Source organism: Streptomyces sp. S.PB5 (assembly GCF_030403745.1).
Taxonomy (GTDB): Bacteria; Actinomycetota; Actinomycetes; order Streptomycetales; family Streptomycetaceae; genus Streptomyces.
Window position 1 is genome coordinate 82,970 of the sequence record NZ_JAQMWP010000006.1, and the last position, 20,172, is coordinate 103,141.

General features: G+C 71.4%; 19 protein-coding genes. 9 read left to right on the forward strand and 10 right to left on the reverse strand.

From position 1 onward, the window contains the following. The gene (locus PH203_RS16845; protein ID WP_289920804.1) at nucleotides 1–570 is read left to right on the forward strand and encodes a hemerythrin domain-containing protein; all 570 of its coding nucleotides are present in this window, start codon (nucleotides 1–3) and stop codon (nucleotides 568–570) included. Nucleotides 571–662: 92 nt separating this feature from the next. On the opposite strand, the gene PH203_RS16850 is transcribed toward PH203_RS16845, so the two are convergent. Next, nucleotides 663–1,277, reverse strand: coding sequence for a hypothetical protein (locus PH203_RS16850; protein ID WP_289920805.1), 615 nt, complete (start codon nucleotides 1,275–1,277; stop codon nucleotides 663–665). A gap of 200 nt (nucleotides 1,278–1,477) precedes the next feature. Between PH203_RS16850 and PH203_RS16855 the strand changes: the two genes are divergently transcribed. Together PH203_RS16855 and PH203_RS16860 are read left to right on the forward strand one after the other, a co-directional pair. Continuing rightward, on the forward strand, nucleotides 1,478–2,704 hold the full coding sequence (locus PH203_RS16855; protein ID WP_289920806.1) for a sensor histidine kinase: 1,227 nt from the start codon (nucleotides 1,478–1,480) through the stop codon (nucleotides 2,702–2,704). Nucleotides 2,705–2,707: 3 nt separating this feature from the next. After that, nucleotides 2,708–3,367, forward strand: a complete 660-nt coding sequence (locus tag PH203_RS16860; RefSeq protein WP_289920807.1) for a response regulator transcription factor — start codon at nucleotides 2,708–2,710, stop codon at nucleotides 3,365–3,367. Nucleotides 3,368–3,431: 64 nt separating this feature from the next. On the opposite strand, the gene PH203_RS16865 is transcribed toward PH203_RS16860, so the two are convergent. After that, nucleotides 3,432–4,190 (reverse strand): DUF4232 domain-containing protein, encoded by a 759-nt coding sequence (locus PH203_RS16865; RefSeq protein WP_289920808.1) that lies wholly within the window; start codon nucleotides 4,188–4,190, stop codon nucleotides 3,432–3,434. Between the two features lie 226 nt (nucleotides 4,191–4,416). Between PH203_RS16865 and PH203_RS16870 the strand changes: the two genes are divergently transcribed. Further along, a complete protein-coding gene (locus PH203_RS16870; protein WP_289920809.1) occupies nucleotides 4,417–5,766 on the forward strand; it encodes a helix-turn-helix transcriptional regulator in 1,350 nt (449 codons plus the stop codon). A gap of 3 nt (nucleotides 5,767–5,769) precedes the next feature. On the opposite strand, the gene PH203_RS16875 is transcribed toward PH203_RS16870, so the two are convergent. Then, nucleotides 5,770–7,095, reverse strand: a complete 1,326-nt coding sequence (locus tag PH203_RS16875; protein WP_289920810.1) for a DUF5933 domain-containing protein — start codon at nucleotides 7,093–7,095, stop codon at nucleotides 5,770–5,772. 301 nt (nucleotides 7,096–7,396) lie between these two features. Here PH203_RS16875 and PH203_RS16880 point away from each other — a divergent pair, with 301 nt between their 5' ends. The 3 genes from PH203_RS16880 to PH203_RS16890 all read left to right on the forward strand — a co-directional run bounded on the left by PH203_RS16880 (nucleotide 7,397) and on the right by PH203_RS16890 (nucleotide 11,555). Further along, a complete protein-coding gene (locus PH203_RS16880) occupies nucleotides 7,397–7,600 on the forward strand; it encodes a cold-shock protein (protein WP_289920812.1) in 204 nt (67 codons plus the stop codon). Between the two features lie 89 nt (nucleotides 7,601–7,689). Then, nucleotides 7,690–9,387, forward strand: a complete 1,698-nt coding sequence (locus tag PH203_RS16885) for a DEAD/DEAH box helicase (RefSeq protein ID WP_289920813.1) — start codon at nucleotides 7,690–7,692, stop codon at nucleotides 9,385–9,387. A 161-nt stretch (nucleotides 9,388–9,548) separates the two neighbouring features. After that, complete coding sequence (locus PH203_RS16890; protein WP_289920814.1) at nucleotides 9,549–11,555, forward strand: BTAD domain-containing putative transcriptional regulator; 2,007 nt, start codon at nucleotides 9,549–9,551, stop codon at nucleotides 11,553–11,555. 57 nt (nucleotides 11,556–11,612) lie between these two features. Here the strand turns inward: PH203_RS16890 and PH203_RS16895 are convergent, their stop codons facing one another. From PH203_RS16895 to PH203_RS16905, 3 genes are all read right to left on the reverse strand, one after another. Continuing rightward, nucleotides 11,613–12,410: an SGNH/GDSL hydrolase family protein gene (locus PH203_RS16895; protein ID WP_289920815.1), complete on the reverse strand. Its 798-nt coding sequence runs from the start codon at nucleotides 12,408–12,410 to the stop codon at nucleotides 11,613–11,615. A gap of 216 nt (nucleotides 12,411–12,626) precedes the next feature. After that, complete coding sequence (locus PH203_RS16900; protein WP_289920816.1) at nucleotides 12,627–13,313, reverse strand: hypothetical protein; 687 nt, start codon at nucleotides 13,311–13,313, stop codon at nucleotides 12,627–12,629. Between the two features lie 614 nt (nucleotides 13,314–13,927). Next, nucleotides 13,928–14,551, reverse strand: coding sequence for a phosphoribosylanthranilate isomerase (locus tag PH203_RS16905; protein ID WP_289920817.1), 624 nt, complete (start codon nucleotides 14,549–14,551; stop codon nucleotides 13,928–13,930). An 86-nt stretch (nucleotides 14,552–14,637) separates the two neighbouring features. On the opposite strand from PH203_RS16905, the gene PH203_RS16910 reads away from it, so the two are divergent. Continuing rightward, complete coding sequence (locus PH203_RS16910) at nucleotides 14,638–14,964, forward strand: antibiotic biosynthesis monooxygenase (RefSeq protein ID WP_289920818.1); 327 nt, start codon at nucleotides 14,638–14,640, stop codon at nucleotides 14,962–14,964. Nucleotides 14,965–15,004: 40 nt separating this feature from the next. Here the strand turns inward: PH203_RS16910 and PH203_RS16915 are convergent, their stop codons facing one another. From PH203_RS16915 to PH203_RS16925, 3 genes are all read right to left on the reverse strand, one after another. Beyond that, nucleotides 15,005–15,325: a hypothetical protein gene (locus PH203_RS16915; RefSeq protein WP_289920819.1), complete on the reverse strand. Its 321-nt coding sequence runs from the start codon at nucleotides 15,323–15,325 to the stop codon at nucleotides 15,005–15,007. A gap of 111 nt (nucleotides 15,326–15,436) precedes the next feature. Beyond that, on the reverse strand, nucleotides 15,437–16,504 hold the full coding sequence (locus tag PH203_RS16920) for a substrate-binding domain-containing protein (protein WP_289921291.1): 1,068 nt from the start codon (nucleotides 16,502–16,504) through the stop codon (nucleotides 15,437–15,439). Between the two features lie 246 nt (nucleotides 16,505–16,750). Further along, on the reverse strand, nucleotides 16,751–18,439 hold the full coding sequence (locus PH203_RS16925; RefSeq protein ID WP_289920820.1) for a lysyl oxidase family protein: 1,689 nt from the start codon (nucleotides 18,437–18,439) through the stop codon (nucleotides 16,751–16,753). 264 nt (nucleotides 18,440–18,703) lie between these two features. Here PH203_RS16925 and PH203_RS16930 point away from each other — a divergent pair, with 264 nt between their 5' ends. Then, nucleotides 18,704–19,075, forward strand: a complete 372-nt coding sequence (locus tag PH203_RS16930) for a luciferase family protein (protein WP_289920821.1) — start codon at nucleotides 18,704–18,706, stop codon at nucleotides 19,073–19,075. Between the two features lie 27 nt (nucleotides 19,076–19,102). On the opposite strand, the gene PH203_RS16935 is transcribed toward PH203_RS16930, so the two are convergent. Beyond that, a complete protein-coding gene (locus PH203_RS16935; RefSeq protein WP_289920822.1) occupies nucleotides 19,103–20,146 on the reverse strand; it encodes an NAD-dependent epimerase/dehydratase family protein in 1,044 nt (347 codons plus the stop codon). Nucleotides 20,147–20,172: the final 26 nt, after the last annotated feature.

The following is a 20,172-nucleotide window of genomic DNA, read 5'->3' on the forward strand; positions in this document are numbered from 1 at the left end:
ATGGCCGGGATCGCCGCGAGCGACGCCGACGTCGTCGCGCTGCTGATGCGTCAGCACGGTGACATCCGCAACCTCTTCGACGAGGTGGAGCGGACGGGCGGGGACGAGCGCCGGTCGGCGTTCCGGCACCTGGTGCGGCTTCTCGCCGTGCACGAGACGGCCGAGGAGGAGGTCGTCCGTCCCTTCACCCGCGCGTCCGTGCCGGACGGCGCGAAGGTGGCGGACGAACGGCTGGCCGAGGAGCGGGCCGCGAAGGAACTCCTGTCCCGCCTCGACGAGATGGACACCGACGACCCCAAGTTCCTCACCGAGCTGCAGACTCTGCGCCTGGACGTCATGAAGCACGCCCGCGCGGAGGAGCGCTACGAGTTCAACCACATCCGCCGCCACGCGGACAAGGCCCGCCTGGCCGCCATGGCCACCGCCCTGAAGGCGGCCGAATCGGTGGCCCCGACCCACCCGCACCCCGGGACCGAGTCCACGGCCAAGAATCTCATGCTGGGCCCGATCGCCGCCCTGATGGACCGCACACGGGACGCCGTTCGCAAGGCCATGGGCAAGGACGGCTGACAGCCACCACCGGATCCGGCCCCCGCGGCACCGCCGGGCGGCACCGCGGGGGTCGGACTCCGCGCGGTGCCGCCGGCCGGCGGGGGCGGGCCTCAGCCCTGCGGGGACTTCGCCAGCGCCGACTTCACCGGGGAGGTCGCGGCCTCCCCGTCGCCCATGCCCCACAGCGCGACCGAGAGCCGGATCAGCACGACGCCGACCACGACGTGCAGCGAACTGGTGAGCAGGGATTCGGGGAAGGCGGTCAGGAAGGCGAAGAGCGGGAGGACGACGGCGTACGACCATGACGGGAGCCTCGGGAAGACCCGGGCGCGGATCATGGCGGTGCCGAACAGGGCGCAGCCGGCTGCGAAGACGGTCGCGGAGGCGAGGAAGACGGGGACGGTGGGGCTGCCGGCCAGGGTCTCGTCGACGAGGTGCTCGTCGAAGTGGAAGAGCACCAGGTTCGAGGCGAACGCGGCACCGCCGAACAGGCCGAGGCCGGTCAGGTTCAGGGCGATGGCGATCCGGCCCAGGCTCCCGGCGGCCGCGTCCTGGCGCTGGTGCAGTGCGATGAGCAGGGGCAGGGCGACGGCGGGGGCGAAGGCCAGCGGGACGCCGGTCGCCGAGGTCTCTCCGGTGAACGCCTCCACCAGGCCGGGTACGGCGGTCAGCAGGCCGGCGAGAACCCCGCAGAGGGCGCCGATGCGAGAGGTCGATGAGGACATGGGGCCGCTCCGGTTGCTCGGACGGTAGGTGGTCGCCACCGTAGGAAGCCGCCGGGCGGGGTCGGGAGGTGCAGAACGGCACGCATCGGCGGACGGAAGTCACCGTCCTGCGTGCCGGGTTGTGCCGTTCGTCAGGTGCCGTCGGGCTCGAACCGGGCTCGAACCGGGCGGGATGTGGTCGGCGGTGTCCCGTGACGGTCGTGCGCGGCCTAGCCTGGCGGGAGCGGGTGGAGGGGGTGCGCATGGTGGCGTATGTGCCCGTGCGGTGGGTGGCTCCGGTGCTGTACGGCGTCGTGCTGGTGGGCGGGCTGTACTCGGCGGCTGCCGGACTGGGCGACGGGCCCGGGGTGGTGGGGTGGCGGACCGCCGGATTCGTCGGTGCGGTGGGTGCGTTGTTCGGACTGGAGGCGGTGGCGTCACGGCGTACCGGACCGTCGCGGCCGTCACCGTCCTCCCGGGCGGCGGTGCTGGCGGCCCGCTGTGTGCTGATCGGCGCGGTGGTGGTGCTGGATTCCTCGGGGCTGTCGCAAGTTCTGTTCGTGCTGGTGCCGTTCACCGCCTACTTCGCCTTCGGCCGGGGCGTCGCACTGGCGTTGGGCGCGCTGTGTGTGGCCGGGCTGCTCACCGCGTATGTGCTGACCGCGCCCGGTTGGTACCGCGAACAGGAGCGGGTGGCCGACCTGTTGATGCTCAGCGTCGGGCTGGTGCTGGCGGTCTCGATGGCGGCGGTGGCCGTCGGTGAGCAGCGGGCGCGGATCGAGGTGGAGGCGTACGCCGCTCGGGTCGCCGAGCTGTCCGCCGCCACCGAGCGCAACCGGCTGGCCCGGGACATCCATGACAGCCTCGGACACCATCTCACCGCGATGTCCGTTCAGTTGGAGATGGCCGCCGAGTTCCAGAGCCTGGACCCCGACGCGGCCCGGCGGGCCCTGGAGGAGGCGCGAGGGTCGGTACGGCTCGCGCTGGCCGACGTACGGCAGTCCGTGCGCGCGCTGCGCGACGAGGCAACGCGTCCCTCGCTGGCGGCGGCGCTCGCCGGGCTGGCGCGGGACGGTACGGCGGCGCGGCCGCGGGTCAGGGTCGAGGTGAGCGGTGACGAAGGGGCTTATGGCGGGGCGGAGTTGACCACCCTGTACCGGGCCGCACAGGAGGCCGTGACCAATGCGCGCCGCCATGCGGAGGCCTCGGAGGTGGTCGTCGTGGTCCGGCTGGACGGGGGCGCGGCGCGACTGGAGGTGATCGACGACGGTCGCGGTTTCGTCCCGGACTCGGCCTCCGGCGGGGTCGGGCTGGTCGGGATGCGGGAGCGGGTGCAGCTGGTGGCGGGGAGCGTCGACGTCGAGAGCGGTCCGGGGGCCGGCACCCGGGTGACGGTGACCGTGCCGCGCGGGACGCCGTCCGACACGGGCGGGGAGGCGGTGGCGTGAATCGTGAATGACGAGGCGCCCGTAAGGGTGTTGGTGGTGGACGACCAGCGGCTCATCCGGGACGGCATCGCCTCCCTGCTGTCCATCCGGTCGGGGATCGAGGTCGTGGGCACCGCGGTCGACGGCCGGGACGCCGTCGCGAGGGCACTGGAACTGGGGCCTGACGTCGTGCTCATGGATGTCCGGATGCCGGGCATGGACGGGGTCGAGGCGGTCGCCGTGCTGCGCGAACGGGCGCCCGGATGCCGGGTGGTGATGCTGACGACGTTCGACGACGAGGAGTACGTCGTCCAGGCGCTGCGGGCCGGGGCGCACGGCTATCTCCTCAAGGACCTGCCCGCCGAGGAACTCGCCCGCGCGGTCCGCCTGGCGCACGCGGGCGTCACCCAGCTCGACTCGTCCGTCGCCCACCGGCTGACCGCCTTCCTCCCGCGGCCGCTCCCCGGATCCACCGCCGCCGAGGCTCCCGCCGTCGGCCTCAGCCCGCGCGAGACGGACATCCTGCGGCTCGTGGCCCACGGCCACACCAACCGGGAGATCGCCGAACGGCTCTACCTCAGCGAGGGCACGGTCAAGAACCACGTCTCCCGCATCCTCAAGCGCCTCGCCCTGCGCGACCGCACACAGGCGGCGCTGCGGGCGCGGGACCTCGGGCTGCTGTGAGGGGCCCGGGGTTCTCACCCCGGGCCCCTCCTCGTGCTCTCAGCCGGTCGCCGTGCTCAGCGCGTCACCAGGCCAGCGCGTCGGCCATCGTGGACTGCCAGTACGTGACCTGGATCGAGGAGTCGATGTAGACGCCCTTCTTGGGGAGGGACGGCTTGGCGGCGCTGTTCGCCTTGAGGTTGAAGTAGACCTCGAGGGACTTGGCCGTGTAGCCGTCGTTGCCGTCGGCGGCGGAGAGCAGGATGCCCGCGTAGCCCGACTCACCCGGGGCCAGCGTCACGACGGCCTGCGGGATGGAGTCCCTGATGACCGGCGGGACGGACTGGGAGCCGGTGAACTTGACCGCCGGGTAGTCGACGAGGGTGCAGATCTTCGAACCGGTGTTGGTGACGGTGAGGAGCATGTGGTTCAGCGGCCGGGAGACCTCCGTGGCGGTCGTCCGGGTGGTGGCGGGGGTGCAGGCGACGATGTTGTCGGAGTCGGAATCCGAGTCCTGGGAACCCTTGGAGCCGGAGGAACCGGACGCCCCGGAGCCCGACGAACCCGACGTACCCGTGGCGCCCGAGCCGCCCGTCGTACCGCTCGAAGCGTTCGAACCGCCCGTCGAGCCCTCGGAGTTCGCGCCCGTCTGATCGGCCTTGCCCGTACCGCCGGTCCCCTCGCCCGCCCCGGTCGAGGGCGAGCCGGAGGACGTGGACGCCGAACCCGCCGGTGCCCCCTCGTCGTTGACGCCGTCCCCGCTGTTGCACGCGGTCAGCGTCAGCGTGGCGGCCATGAGCGCGGCGGCGGCGAGCACACGGGTGCGGTGGGTGCGAGTGAACATGGTGGTCCCCCTTGGGTGTTACGGACTTCGGTATCGGTCCCGCATGGGCCGCTCGACCGGGTGCCGGGAGCGGCGTGCTTGGATGACCACAGCTTGTGCGGTGATCCGTCCCGGCCGCCACAACTGCCCGGGCATCCGGGACGCCGGAATGCTTGCAACGCCTCTGACCTGGGGAAATGACCTCCCCCTGGAACGACGGCACGGGACGCGGGGAGAGGGAGGAACCGTGGCGCGGGACGATTTCCCGGAGCTGCTGGGCCAGTTGAAGGAGCGCTCCGGGCTCAGTTACGGGGTGCTCGGGAAGCGGCTGCACATGAGTGCGTCCACGCTTCACCGGTACGTCAACGGGGATGCCGTACCGACGGATTACGCGCCCGTGGAACGGCTCGCGCGCCTGTGCAAGGCGACGCCCGAGGAGCTCGTCGAGCTGCACCGGCGGTGGGTGCTCGCGGATGCGATGCGGGGGCGGAAGTCGGGGGGCGGGGCGGCTGCGGCGGCCACGGCGACCGAGCCGTCCGAGGCGACCGAACCGTCCGAGCCGTCCGGCACCACCGGAGCGAGCGAGCCGGCCACAGCGGCAGCGGCGCCCGCGGCAGCCGCCGAAGCTCCCGCCGAGGTCGAACCTCCCCTGGCGGAGGCCCCCTTGGCGGCCTCCCCCGGCCCCCGTCGCCGTACCGTCGCCCTCGCCGGTGCCGCCGTCGCCGCCGTCCTTGTGACGACGGCGCTCGTCGCGGCGAACCTCGTGCCCGGCGGCGGCGGTGACGACGACCGGTCGGGGAAGGGGTCCGTGGGAGCCTCCCGGTCCGCCGGCGCGAGTGCCGGCGCCTCCGGGTCGCCGGGGGCGACGGCCGGTTCCGCGTCACCGTCCACATCCACATCCGCTTCGGCGTCGGCGAGCGGCGGTCCTGCGGCCGCGCCCTCCCGGAGCGAGGCCGCTCAGGGCGACGCGGTCCGGGACGGGGCCACGGCGCCCGCCGTCGCCGTCAACCCGTACAAGTGGGAGAACCCCTGTGGGCCGCACATCCTGATCGACCGGGCGCCCGAGCAGGTGCCCCCGCCGCCGACCGAACCGGACGCCCGCGGGTGGACCACCGCGCTCGGCGGGGTCACGGGCGGGCAGCAGATGGTCGCGCTGACCGTGCAGGGGAAGGGGAAGGCGACCGTCGTCCTCGACGCGCTGCATGTGCGGGTGGTGGAGAAGAGCGCGCCGCTCGCCTGGAACGACTTCACGATGGGCGTCGGCTGCGGGGGCGACGTGGAGAGCGCGGCGTTCGAGACGGACCTCGACGCCGGGCGGCCCGTGATCACGCCCAGGACCGGTCAGCGGGACTTTCCGTACAAGGTGAGCGAGTCCGACCCCGAGGTCTTCTACATCTTCGCGAACGCCCGGACGCACAACGTCAGCTGGTATCTGGAACTGGAGTGGTCCAGCGGCGACCGGCACGGTGTGGCCCGTGTCGACGACAACGGCAAGCCCTTCCGCACCAGCGGAAATGTGGGCCGCCCCGCGTACGACTACCCGCTCGGCGCCTCCGAATGGGAGCGCAACGAGTACGAGCCCGACATTCCCGGGTGACGCTCAGACCGTCTCGGGTTGCGGCTGCGGCTGCCGTATCTGCTCCGCGGCCGGTTCCCAGCGTGCGGTGGTGCGGATGTAGCCGTAGATCACCGAGGCCATCGCCAGCAGCAGGAGCGGCCCGGAGAGCCAGGGCCGCTCGGCCATCTGCACCGGCAGGAAGCGGTACGACAGCAGGAGCGCGGTGAAGACCGCGGCGCCGTACGCGACCAGCCGGAGCCCCGAGCGGTCCCAGCCCTGGTCGTAGGTGCGCAGGGCCGCCTCGATGGTGAGCACGAAGACCACGCCGGCGACCAGGTCGACGCCGTAGTGGTAGCCGAAGCCCAGGGTCGCGGTGAGGGTGGCGAGCAGCCAGAACGTGCCCGCGTACCGCCCGGCGCGCGGGCACTTGCGGGTGTGGATGTAGATCGCGACGGCCCAGGCCGTGTGCAGGCTGGGCATGCAGTTGCGCGGGGTGATCCCGTCGAACGGCATGAGCTGGGGGGTGGTGATCGGCGGCAGCGTCCGCGGCCACAGGTCGGCGACCGCCCAGCGGGCGGTGTCATGGGTCTCCGCCCACAGGGCGACCCCGGCCCAGTGCTCGGTGCCGTTGCCGTAGGCGAAGATCGGGCCGACCACGGGGTAGATCATGTAGACGGCCGGGCCGAGGAGGCCGATCACCACGAAGGTGCGGACCAGGTGGTGGCGCGGGAAGCGGCCCTCGGCCGCCACGTTGCGCAGCTGGTAGAGCGAGGCGACGACCGCGGCCACGGCGAGGTTGCCGTAGACGAAGTCGAGGGTGTTGAAGCCGATCGGGCCGGTGGCCCCGACGATCCGGCCGACCAGCCAGGACGGTTCGCCGAGCGCGTGGTCGGCGGTCGCGACGTACTGGTCGAGCACCTTCGGGAGGGCGCTGGAGGTCAGGAGCAGCCAGGTGTCGCCGACCTTGCGGCCGGTGATCAGCAGCAGGGCCATCCCCACGCCCTTGAACAGGAGTGTGCGTTCCGGGCCGGTGCGGCGGGTGTATGCAATGACGCCGTAGCCGAGGATCACCCACAGCGCGCCGGTGCCGAAGGCGTGGCCGCCGTGCAGGGGGATGTCGGCCGCCCAGCGGACCAGGGCGAGGCCGAGGTCGATGCCTATGGCGGCGCCGAGAGCTTGGAACCGCTGCCGCCAGGGGAGCACGACCAGCATCAGCGCCAGGCCGGCGTAGAGCAGGCCGCCTGACTTGGGCGGGAGGGCCAGCTCGCGCAGCTGGTAGGTGAGGGGTCCGCGCAGGCCGTAGTGGCGTGCGGCGATCTCCAGTACGACGAAGAGTCCGAGGAACGCCACGCCCGCAGCGCCGAGCACTGCTCTTCTCGTTATTCGCGAAGACGCCCGCGATGATTCCGGTATCAAGATATTTGACCAGTTTGGTAGTTATGCCCGATTCGGTTGCTCATCGCGCCAGATGGGGGGTTCGTCGCGAGCCCGAACATGCTAGCGGATGCACGCACAGGGTTCACCAAAGTTTCGTCTCGGTTTCCAAGGAACCTGTGATAGCTTGGTATGAAGTGGCAGTTTTGGTTACCAGAGGCTTCTGAGTGCTCTTCGACCTTCCGTCGGCGGGCACTCTTTTTGTTTCCGGTGCCTATTCCTTAGGAGATTCAAGATGGCGACCGGCACCGTGAAGTGGTTCAACTCGGAAAAGGGCTTTGGCTTCATCGAGCAGGACGGCGGCGGCCCCGACGTCTTCGCCCACTACTCGAACATCGCGACGTCCGGCTTCCGTGAGCTGCTCGAGGGCCAGAAGGTGACCTTCGACGTCACTCAGGGCCAGAAGGGCCCCCAGGCCGAGAACATCGTTCCCGCCTGACGCTGACGCGTACACAAAGGCCGGGGCCCGCACCTTCGGGTGCGGGCCCCGGCGTATGCGCGACAGTGCCGTATCGAGGGAAGGTCCCCATGAACCGCTCGGCCCGTACGAACACCGGCTCCTCCCGCTCCCGTCGGCAGGGCGCTCCCGCCCGTTCGGCCAGGACCGGGCGTGGCGCTCGCGGCGGCCGGCCCGCGGCGGCCGGTGGGGAGTTCGCCCTCCCGGTGACCGTCACCCCGGCGCTGCCGGCGGTCGAGACGTTCGCCGAACTCGATCTGCCCGACCGGCTGTTGACCACCCTGGACGCCGAGGGGGTCACCGTCCCGTTCCCGATCCAGGGCGCGACGCTGCCCAACTCGCTGGCCGGCCGTGACGTCCTCGGCCGTGGCCGCACGGGCTCCGGCAAGACCCTCGCCTTCGGCCTCGCGCTGCTGGCCCGTACGGCGGGACAGCGGGCCGAGTCCAGGCAGCCGCTCGCGCTGGTCCTCGTCCCCACCCGGGAGCTGGCCCAGCAGGTCACCGACGCCCTCACCCCGTACGCCAAGGCGCTGCGGCTCCGGCTCGCCACGGTCGTCGGCGGGATGTCGATCGGCCGCCAGGCGTCGGCTCTGCGCGGCGGCGCCGAGGTCGTCGTCGCGACGCCGGGACGGCTCAAGGACCTCATCGAGCGGGACGACTGCCGGCTCGACCGGGTCGCGATCACCGTCCTGGACGAGGCCGACCAGATGGCCGACATGGGCTTCATGCCGCAGGTGACCGCCCTGCTCGACCAGGTGCGGCCCGACGGCCAGCGGCTGCTGTTCTCGGCGACCCTGGACCGCAACGTCGACCGGCTGGTCCGCGACTACCTCGACGACCCCGTCGTGCACTCCGTCGACCCGTCCGCGGGCGCCGTCACGACCATGGACCACCATGTGCTGCACGTCGAGGACGACGACAAGCACGCCACCACGACCGAGATCGCCGCCCGCGACGGCCGGGTGATCATGTTCCTCGACAGCAAGCACGGCACGGACCGGCTGGTCAAGAAGCTCCTCGCGGTCGGCGTACGGGCCGCGGCCCTGCACGGCGGCAAGTCCCAGTCCCAGCGCAACCGGGCCCTCGCCCAGTTCAAGGACGGCCAGGTCACCGCCCTGGTCGCCACCAACGTCGCCGCCCGCGGCATCCACATCGACGCCCTCGACCTCGTCGTCAACGTCGACCCGCCCGGCGACCACAAGGACTACCTCCACCGCGGCGGCCGCACCGCCCGCGCGGGCGAGTCCGGCACCGTCGTCACCCTGGTCCTGCCCCACCAGCGCCGCGACATGACCCGGCTGATGGCCGACGCGGGCATCACCCCGACGACCACCAAGGTCCGCTCGGGCGAGGCCGAACTGAACCGCATCACGGGCGCGCGGACACCCTCCGGCGTCCCCGTCGTCATCGCGCCGCCGGTCACGGAGAACCAGCCGGGCCCCACGGGTTCGGGCAAGGGGTCGGGCTCGGGCTCCCGCCGTGGCCGCCGCAGCCGCTCCGGCCAGGGCCGCCGCGGCGGCTCCGCCACGACGGGCGGCGCCTCCCCCACCACGGGCGGCACCTCGTCCACGGGGCGCTCGGCCTCGGCGGGACGCACGGCGGCCGCGGGACGCACGGCGTCCACAGGGCGTACGTCGTCCACGGGCCGTGCCGCATCCACGGGCCGTGCGGCGACCACCGGCCGTACCGCGTCGACCGGGCGCTCCTCGTCCGCCGGGCGTTCGTCGTCCTCCGGCCGTTCCAACTCCGGCAAGGGGCAGGGCCGTTGAGACACGGCTACGGCGTCGGCGGCGCCGGGGTCTGACCGCGGCGGCCGTCGACGCCGACGCCGTACCGAGTCCTGTGGCCGATTGTGACCATTTGATGACCGCCGAAAGTGCTTTCGTGTTCAAGGAGTAGCCTGCATCCGCGTCAGGAGGAGGCCCGCCCGTTGAACTCATGTCATGTACCCGCGTTGCGGTTCGGTGTCCTCGGCGCCGTCGAGGTCACGAAGGACGGCGTCCCGCTCGACCTCGGCCCCCGGCAGCGCCGACTGCTGCTGCTGCGACTGCTCGTCGAGGACGGACGGCCCGTCGCGCAGGAGATCCTGCTGCGCGACCTGTGGCCCGTGGACCGGCCGACCGGCGCCGCCTCCTCGGTGCGCGCCCACATCAGCCGGCTGCGCGCGGTCCTCGACCCCAGCCCGTCCACGCTGCTGGTCAGCGAGCCTTCCGGGTACGCCCTGAAGGCACCCCGTGAGGCCCGCGACAGCGCACTGTTCGAGGACTCCGTCGGCCGGGCGCGCGAGGCCCTGCGGGTCCGTCAACTCCCGCTCGCCCGCCAGGAGATCGACGCCGCGCTCGCCCTGTGGCGCGGCGAGGCCCTCGCCGAGGCCGCCGAGCACGCCTTCGCCCGGCGCGAGCGGACCCGGCTCGACGCCGCCCTGCAGGACGCCAAGGAACTGCGGGCCACGATCCTCGTCCAGCAGGGCGAGACCGAGCAGGCCATCGACGTCGCCGAGGACCTCGTCCTCGGGGAACCGCTGCGGGAGACGTCCTGGGCGCTGCTGATGCGGGCGCTGTACGCGGCCGGGCGGCCCGTGGAGGCGCTGCGGCGGTACGAGAAGTTCCGCGACATGCTCGCCACCGACCTGGGCCTGGACCCAAGCCCGCAGTTGAGGGACCTGCACACCGCGATACTCCGGCACGACGCCGTCGTACTCGGACCGCAGTCCCTGGGCTCTGCCGGTGTTTCCGGTGTTTCCGGTGTTTCCGGCGCGCACGACCGGGGTCCTTCCGGTACGGGCCTCTCCGCCGGGCCCGACTCCGCCGCCCCCCGTCCGCTGTCCGCGCCGGTGCCGTTCGTGGGCCGGCGGGCGGAGACCGCGCAGTTGACCGCCCTGTTGCAGGTCGCCGCCGCGGGGCGGCCGCAGTGGGCCGTGGTGCACGGGGGGCAGGGATCCGGCAAGACGCGGCTGATGGAGGAGCTGTCCGCACGGGCCGCGGCGGCCGGGTTCACCGTCGCCCGCACCAAGGCAGGGCAGGCGCTGAGCGGGAACCGCGGAATCTCCCAGACCTGTCCCACCGTCCAGCTCCTGGACGCGCTGCGGCAGGACGGCCGGGACTCCGCCGAGGACGAGGTCGCGCAGAAGGACCCGCTCGCCACGGTGGTCCGTGAGCTCACGGCGGGCCCCACCCTGCATGTCGTCGACGACCTCGACCAGGCACCGCAGGGCTACCACCGGCTGCTGCTGAGGCTCGCCAAGGTGGTGCGGGAAGCCCCGGTGCTGTTCGTGTGCACCCTGCGCAACCCCGACGCCCCCGTCTCCAGCAAGCTGCTCGCGGAGCTGGCCCTGCTCGGCGCGACCTGGCTGACGCTGGACCCGCTGACCACCGACGACGTCACCGAACTCCTCACGGCACACGGCGAGAACAGCACGCCCGAGGAGGCGGCGGCACTCAACCGGCGCGCTGAAGGACACCCCTTCACCCTCGCCGAGCTGCTCAAACTCCCCCCGGAACAGCGCGGCACACAGATCCCGGCCGCCGTACGGGGCATCCTGCACGCGCGTTTCCTCGAACTCCCTGAGCAGGCGCGGACGTTGCTGACCTACGCCGCCGCCGACGGGGAGTGGCTGGACATCCGGCTGCTCGCCGAAGTCCAGGGCCTCGCCCCCGACGAACTGCTGCCCCTGATCGACGCCGCCGTCACCGCCGGCATCCTGGTCTGGGACGCGGACCCCACCGCGGGCGGCACCGGCCGCTACCGGCTCCCCGAACTCCCCCGCGACGTCGTCCTGAGCACCCAGACCCCGTCCTCCCGCCAGCTCCGCCATGCCGCCCTGGCCCGCGAACTGGCTTCCCGCGACGACACCGACCCGGCCCATCTGGCCCGCCACCTCCACGAGGCGGGCCCCATGGCCCCGGCCACCCCGCCTCACCACGCGGTGACACCATGAGAAACCCCCGGGCCGACGGCGGGGGTGGCCGCCGACCCGGGGGTGCATGGGGGGGCTTCAGCTCAGCTCGGCCTCGAGTGACCCGTAGTACCCGCCGATGTAGCCCGCCGGCGTGGGGTGGAAGACCTCGGTCCCGGCGGTGAGGTCGTTGATCCACGAGTCGGATCCGCACGCGCCGTGGCCCTTGAAGGCGTCCCGCACATCGAGGAAGGTGACCGGCTCCTTGGCCGCCGCGGCCTCGGCGCCCACGGCCAGCGCGTCGGCGAGGTTGTTCATGTAGGTGCGCTTGGCCGCGCTGAGGTCGATCACCGGGCAGGTCCCGATGGTGGAGAGCGCCTGCGGATAGCCGAGGACGATGATCTCGGCGTGCGGGGCGCGTGCCTTGATGTCCTTGTAGAGCGCGGCGAGTTCGTCGACCAGCTGGTTCTTCGCGTAGTACGACATCCAGTCCGTGGCCGTCCTGCAGTAGCTGTCGGACTCGGTGAGACAGGCCTTGACCACGGAGGAGAACTGGGCGTCGTTGCCGCCGACGGTGAGCGTGACCAGGTCGGTGCCGGTGTTCAGGGCGGACAGCTGGCCGGCGCGGACGTCCGCGATGGTCGCGCCGCTGCAGGAGACGTCCGTCAGCCGGGCCTCGTCGTGCACGGCCGCCCAGAGGGCCGGGTAACTGAGCGAGCTGCGCTTGCAGTCACCGGCGGCGCTGTCGTAGTGGCCGGCGCCGACACCGGCCGCGTACGAGTCGCCGAGGGCCACGTAGTCCACGCCGGTGGCGGCGTGGGCGGGGGCACCGGCGGTCGCCGCGAGACCGGCGAATGCCAGAACGGCACTGACTACTGCTGACTTGAATCTCCGCATGATCGGGGATCGTACAGAGTTTCTTCGATACGTCGACTTGCCTTTGTTGTCAGTGAGTTGCCGGTGAGTTGCCGGGGTGTTGTCGGGGTGTTGTCGCACGTCCGAGGGGGTGCGTGAGCCGTCCCTTGCAGAAATTCGGTGCGCGGACGGGTTTTTGGCTCATGTGCCGTTCCGGGAGCGCTTCGAGAATTGATCTCCGCTTATTCGGACGGAATTTCAGCGCACGACCAGCACCCGGCACGACGGCGCGAGGAGCGGCTCGTGTGCCGCCGGGACATATCGCCAGCCCCAGGACCACAGCGCCTCCAGCAGCTCGGAGTCACCGCGGTTGACCAGGGTGACGCCGAGGGTGGCGGCGTGGTCGGTGAGCAGCCGTTGCTGGAGCCGCCGGGCGAGGTTCCAGTCGCGGTCCTGGTCCTGGGTGCGTACCCGGCGTCCGACGAGGATCTCGGAGATCGCGAAGAGCCGGCCGGCCTCGGCGACCTTCCGCAGGCTCAGCGGGAGGGAGTCGTACAGACCCCGCCACCAGGGTCCGTCGCCGCGTACGGGAAAGCCATGGGCGCAGCCCGTCAGCACGGTGCCGCCACGGGAGGCGGCGCACTCCGCGACCAGCAGGGCGAACCCCGGCCGTCGTACATCGGCCGCGAGCCGCCGCAGGAAGGCCGAGCGGGCCCGGGCCTCCGCCCACGGCTCGCCGCCGGAGATCCGTGCGTACAGATCGCCGAGCTCGGGCGTACGGTCCTCGACCTGAAGCCGGGTCAGCGGGCGCAGACACTCACCGGCCAGCGGCGACGGGCCCTGCCGGCGCCGCGAACGCCCCGGTTCCCCGAACCGCCGCCGGCCCGCCGCGGGCTCCCGCCCCTGACCCCCGCTGGTCGTCCGGTCCGGCACTTTCGCAGTCATGGGGCGAGCCCTGCCCCGGGCACGGACCACATCCGCCCCGGCATCAACGTTCCCCGAGAACGGCACCGGCGAGACGACCGACGCACGAAGAACCCTCGGTTTCTCCAGCGTACGCCGGACCGCGGGACCCTTGGCCTTCGCGCCTTCGGGGGCGCGCCCCGGCTTGGACCGACGCCGGGCGGGGGCCACGGGCGACCGGCCACCCGCCACCGGCCACCGGCCACCGGCCACCGGCCACCGGCGAGTCAGCCTGCCTCTTCGGGCCCGGCCCAAACCACACCCGGGGGCCCAGACCCGAGCCCCCGCCTGAGCCCGCGTCTGCGCCACGCGCCCGCACCCTCGGCCGCGGAACGTCCTGCCGAGGCCGAGCGCCCCGTGGACGAGGTGCCGCCCGAGGTGGGGGAGGCTCCGCCCGTCGTGGCGGAGCCGCCGCGGCGGCCCTGGCCGGAGCGGCTGCGGCGGCAGCCAGAGCCCGCGCCCGCAACACGAGCCCCAAGGCCACGCGCCCGACCCCGCACCACGAGCCCCAAGCCACGCGCCGGCCCCGCACCCGTCTCACGAGCCCCGAGCCACGCGCCCACGACCCGGCCCCTCAACCAACTCCCACCCCGCCCTCAGCCCTCCGCCCGCGCCGCCTTCACGAACGCCGTGATCAGGGCCGGGTCCTTCACGCCTCGGCTGTGTTCCACGCCGCTGGAGACGTCCACGCCCCAGGGGTTCGTCGCGGCGACGGCCTCGCGGACGTTGTCGGGGGTCAGGCCGCCGGCGAGGAGCCACTTCTCGCCCGGGGCCGCGAGGGGCTTGCTGGACCAGTCCCAGGCGATGCCGGAGCCGGGGATGGGGGCGTCGAGGAGGAGCATGTCCTCGCCGTACTCGCCGACACGCGGCACCGTGTCGCCGAAGGCGGCCGCGCGGATCAGGGTCCGGCCGGCGGACGCGAGGGCGTCGTAATAGGCACGGTCCTCCGGGCCGTGCAGCTGGACGGCCCCGATCCCGGACTCGACGGCCGAGGAGCGTACGAAGTCCAGGGGGTCCTTGCGGAAGACACCGACCGTCAGGACGTGCTCCGGCACCCGGCGGACCAGCCGGGCGGCCGTGGCGGCGTCGATCTGACGCGGGCTGTCGGTGAAGACGAAGCCGATGGCGTCGGCCCCCGCCTCGACGGCCGTGTCGACGTCCCGCTCGGTCTTCAGACCGCAGATCTTGATGAACAGAGGTTCGCTGGAGTTGTTGCTCACGGGTCCCAGACTGCCGTATCCCACCGCGAAGGCCCGGCTCGGGGTTTCGCGGACCGACGTCCGGCGCACGGCGCACAATGGGAGCCATGAGCATCGTAAAGATCAACGTACTCACGGTCCCGGCGGAGCAGCGCGAGGAGCTGGAGAGGCGGTTCGCCGCTCGCGCCGGTGCGGTGGAGGGGTCGGACGGCTTCGAGTGGTTCGAGCTCCTCCGTCCCGTCGAGGGCACCGACACCTACCTCGTGTACACGCGCTGGCGCTCCGAGGAGGACTTCGAGAAGTGGCGGTCCAACATGGGCGCCTCGCACGGGGGCGGCGGTGCCAAGGGCGGGGAGCAGCAGAAGCCCGCGGCGACCGGGGCGACGCTGTGGTCGTTCGAGGTGGTGCAGTCGGCGGGGCCGAAGGAGGCCTGATCAGTCCTGGGCCGCCTTCGTCACGCGGCGGTGGCGGGCCTCAGCGCTCCAGGAAGGGCGCCGTGTCCAGGACGGGATACGGCGCCGGCAGCGGCTCGCCCAGGTCGACCTTGACGTCGGTGTCGTAGTACGCCTCGGTGGGGTCGTCGCCGGGGAGGATCGGGTTCGTGTAGCAGTGGGCCGTCTTGGAGTGGCGGTCGATGAGGATGTGGACGGGGGCTCCTGCGGCGGCGTAGGCGCGGAACTCGGGGCCGGTGTCCGTCCAGTGGTCGGTCGAGGTGGCCTCGCCGAACAGGGCAAGCAGGGCGAGCAGGTCGATGGGTACCAGCCCGGGTGATTCTCGTAGTGCGACTCGTCGCATTCCGGGCGCACCGGCATCGGCGACACCTGCTCGTACCGGCCGACCATCACGACCGGCTCCGTCTGCGGCAGGAGGCGCACTTCACTCGAACGAGACGGCTGAACCGGTCCGCTACTCCAGCCCGATGGCCGCGCACTCCGCCGCATACGCCGCCGTACAGATCTCCTTCACGGTGTAGACGCCGTCCTTGACCACCGTGTCCTTGATGTTGTCCTTGGTCAGGGCGACCACCGGGACCAGCATGGACGGGATGTCCTTCTGGGTCGGGCTGTCGACCGTGTTCTGGGCGAGGGAGTCGAAGACGATGCTCTGGCCCTTGACCTTGGCGACCGCCATCTCCGCGGCGCCGTTGGCCTCTTCGAGGAACGACTTGTAGACGCTCATGTACTGCTCGCCGGAGATGATCCGCTGGACGGCCGCGAGGTCGGCGTCCTGCCCGGTGACCGGGGGGATCTTGGTGGCGCCGGCCTTCTTGAGGGCGTCGATGGCGGCACCGGCCATGCCGTCGTTGGCGGAGTAGACGGCGGCGATGTCGTTCAGGCCGATCGCCTCGATGGCCTTGGTCATGTCGGCCTCGGCGATGGCCGGCTTCCACTCGTTGACGTCGTACGACTTGGCGATGACGACGTGGTTCTGCAACTCGCTGAGCGCGCCGTTCTTGAAGCGGGCCGTGTTGGGGTCGGCGGGCGAGCCGTTGATCATGACGATCTTGCTGCTGCCGGCCTCGTCGCCGAGCGCCTCCATGATGGAACGGCCCTGGACCTCGCCGACGAGTTCGTTGTCGTGCGATATGTAGGAGTCGATCGGCCCCTCGGCGAGACGGTCGTAGGCGATGACGGGGATGGCCGCGTCCTTCGCCTTCTGGACCTCCGGCGCGATCGCCTTGGCGTCCACCGCGTTCACCAGGATCACGTCCACCCTGGCCGCGATCATCTGCTCGAACTGCCGGCTCTGCCGGTCCGCACTGGCGCGGGCGTTGGCGTACCGCACCTTGCCCTTGCCGTCGGTGAGTTCCGCGAACCGCGCCTCGATGAGGGGGTAGTCGAACTTCTCGAACCGCTTGGTCTCCTTGTCGGGCATCAGCAGGCCCAGCGCGATGTCGTCGCCCTTCTTCGGACTCGCGGAGCTGTCACTTCCGCTGACGGCGTCGACGGCACTGCACGAACTGAGCAGGAGCATCGAGGCGGCGGCGAGAAGGGCGGTCCTGTGGGGGGTGGTACCAACGTTCACTTACGTGCCTTCCGAGCAGTGGAGCGGCCGAGCGCTCCGAGCGTCTCGCGCCAAAACCGCTCACAGGAGACCCGTACCGAATCTCCCCCACCCACCACGCCTTGTTTCACATTTGACCAACTGACGGCGCAAGGCCTTCCGGCTGTCCCCGGAGCCCGTCACGGACCCCGGGGACACCCCACGTACTGCGTACTGCTACTGCGCGTTGACCAGGCCCAGCGCCGGTACCTTCACCGTGCGCTTGCCCGGCTCGCCGCCCAGGATGACCTTGCGGAGGGCGACGTTGTTGTTGAGGTTGGTCTCCTGGAGACGCTTCTCCGGGTTGGCGATGACCTGGATGTGGTACGTGCCGTTCGGCAGGTCCGTGATGTCGAAGGACTGGCCGGGGCGGTACTGGGTGTAGGTGTCGCCGGAGCCGACGTCGAGGACCTCACGGACGGAGATGGAGTTCTGCTGGCCGCACGCGGTCGACAGATCCGTGTTGTACGGCTTCCAGTTGGCGTTCTTCACCGTGTAGTCGACCGCGTCGGTGTTGGCGAGACAGAACGCCTCCTTGCCGCTGCGCACCTCCTTCGTCTGGTCCTCGCTCAGCAGCCGGTAGCTGGCGAAGTCGGTGAAGTGCCAGTGCTCGTGGCCGATGCGCGGGTCCCACTCCATGGTGCCGGTGGGGGTGTAGCCGACCTGCTTGCCCTTGGCGTCGTAGAAGTACTGGTACGCGTCCATCAGATCGGCGCCCTGCTTGCGGAAGCCGTCCACCACGAGGGGCGCCGGGCCCGCGTTCCAGACGTTGGCGCTGAAGGCGAGGTAGTCCTTGCCGGGTACGTCCCCGTCCTCGCCGTCGGTGATGGCGATGTCCCAGGCCGGGAGCGAACGCAGGTCCGGCTTCGGGACGTTGGAGGGCACGCTCGCACGGCCGGTGGGCCGCTTGGCGTTGGGCGTCAGCGCGGGCGCGATGCGCGAGCCGTCGGTGTGGCCGCGGCCGTCGCCCAGGTGGTGGGCGAGACCCCGGTCCTCCAGGGCGTGGGAGAGGGCACCGGGCGTGGGCTCGTCGGCGCCGCGGGGGCCGTAGTGGTGAGCCATGCCCTGTGCGCTGCCGTGGCCCGAGCCGTGCCCGGCGCCGTGGTGGGAGGTCATGCCCCGGCCGACGCCGCCCTCCCCGCCGCCGTTGCCGACCTGGCGGACCGTCACCTTCACGGTCGGCCGGTCATTGGGGATGCCGAACAGATCCCGGTACTTCTTGGCGACCGACACCTTGGCCGTGTACTCGCCCGCCGGAAGGTCGACCGGCTTGTCGTAGTCGACCGTGCTGGAGTTGGACGCCCAGCCCTTCTCGACGCCCCACACCGAGCCGAGCGTGAAGGGATTGGTCGGGCAGCTCTCCGGATAGTGCGAGGTCGCCGGGGCGTCGGGCCGAATACGCCCGGAGGCGTTGTTCGGGCAGAAGTTGCCCTTGCTCTTGGCCACCTCCTTGCCCGTCGCGTCCTTGACGGACACCTCCAGGAACCCGGGCAGTCCCGAGAAGTCCTTGACCAGCCCGGCGGGCAGCGTTCTGGTCTGCGTCCTGGTGCCGTCGCGCAGGATCTGCTGCGCGACCACGGGGTCCTTGTACGACTTCCGCTTCACCTTGAACTCCAAGGGCGCGTTGTCGACGGTCACATACGTGCCGAGGTCGAGATAGACCCCGTTCTCCCCCTGGTACCGGTCGAGTGTCACGGAGTTCGACGCGGCGATCAGCTTGAGCTGCGGCTTGCCCGGTGTGGCGGCCGGTGCGGCGCCGGCGCCCGGAGCGGCCCCGGCGCCGGTGACGACGACGGTGAGCGCGGCTCCGGCGGCGAGCGTGGAGCGCTTCAGCCGGGTTCGACTGCGGTGTTGCTGACTGGTCATCGGTTCCTCGTCTGCGAACGCCCTGGTCAGGGGCATCGGACTGGACAACCCACGAACGACCGGCGTCGTCCCGACACTACGAACGCACCCCATGCGCCCCGGTCATATCTGTGAGCAACCTGTGAGAGCCGTAAAGAGGGTGTCCGGGTTGCCTGTTGAGCGGGAAATCAATCGATCGGTCGGCGTGCGCCTGCGTACCTCACGCGCCGGTTACTTTTCCCTCAACCCCTGGTTGCGCCGGGGTGAGCAGGCGACCATGGGCGTATGAATCTCGCCGAGCGCGCCTTCGAGCGCCTCCACGTCTGGCCCGACCTCCGTGCGGGACAGCCCAGTTGCGGCACCGGCGTCGCGCTGCGCTCCGTCCACGGCGAGATCGTGCACTTCCACTCCGACCGGGACGTGGACCTGCATCTCACCGGCCACACCATCGAGCGGTTCGCGCAGGACCTGCGGGAGTCCACCGCCATCCATCTCGTCCCCGGCTCCCGCTGGGTCACCGTCCACCTGGACTGCGACACCGACGTCGACCTGCTGCTGAGCCTGGTCAGCATGGCCCTCAAGGCCTACCAGGGCCAGCAGGCCGAGTCGGCGGCGGCGTGCAACTTCCGCCGCGTGACGGTCGTCCCACGGGGCTGAACCCCGTCCGGCAGCGGGATCGGGGGGTCATCCCGCCGGTGCCCGCCATGCCCGGTAGTGGTCGAGGACCGTCTCCTCGATGGGGCGGTAGGTGAGGCCCAGCTCCCGTATGCCGCGGGAGTTGTCGACGGCGAAGCGGATGCCGAGGTGCTTGCTGATGTAGTCCTGGGTGAGGCCGAAGGCGGGGCCGAGGACGCGAACCGGCCAGTGGGGCAGGCGGGTTCGGGGCAGGCGGAGGTCGCGGGGGTGGTGGGCGCGCAGGATGCGGGACATGTCGTGGAAGGACGTCATGGTCTCGGCGGCGAGGATGTACCGGCCGTGCGCCTCGGGCTTCTCCGCCGCCGCGATGTGCGCGTCGGCCACGTCCCGCACGTCCACCGTGGTGAAGCTGAAGTCCGGGGCGCCGTAGAAGAAGTAGCCCTTGAAGAGCTCCTCCAGGAGGAAGAGGCTGCCGGAGTCCGAGGCGGGCGTGAGGGAGGGGCCGAGGATCAGGCCGGGGTTGACGGCGACCATGTCCCAGCGGTCCTGTGCCTTCGCCGCCTCCCAGGCCGCCTGTTCGGCGACGGTCTTGGCGTAGTGGTACGGGTTGTTCTCGATCGTGCTGGTGGTGTTGAAGTACTCCTCCGTGAGCGTCCGGTCCTTCATCGCCAGTACGTCGGCGTAGTCGCCGAAGATCGCGCCGACGGTGGAGGTGAAGACGAGCCGGCGGACGGCCGGGGTGCGCTCGATGGCACCGAGGACGTTGCGGGTCCCGTGCAGGGCGGGCTCCACGACGTCCTTCCGGCCGTCCTTGATCTTCTCCGGTACGAGGAACGGGGAGGCGACATGGAAGACGGTCCCGCAGCCTTTCGCGGCCTCGTCGAAGGAGCCCTCGACGAGCAGGTCCGCCTCGAACAGGTCGAGCCTGCCGGGGTGTTGGGCCTGGAGTGCCAGCAGCGGCCGGGTCTTCGCCTCGTTCGCCGTGCTGCGGACCGTCGTACGGACCTGGTAGCCGCGTTCGAGAAGCCGTTTCACCAAGTGGCTGCCCACGAACCCGCTGCCGCCGGTCACCAGGACCGGGGTCCTCCCCATGTCGCCCACCCGCGCTCCTCGATCCG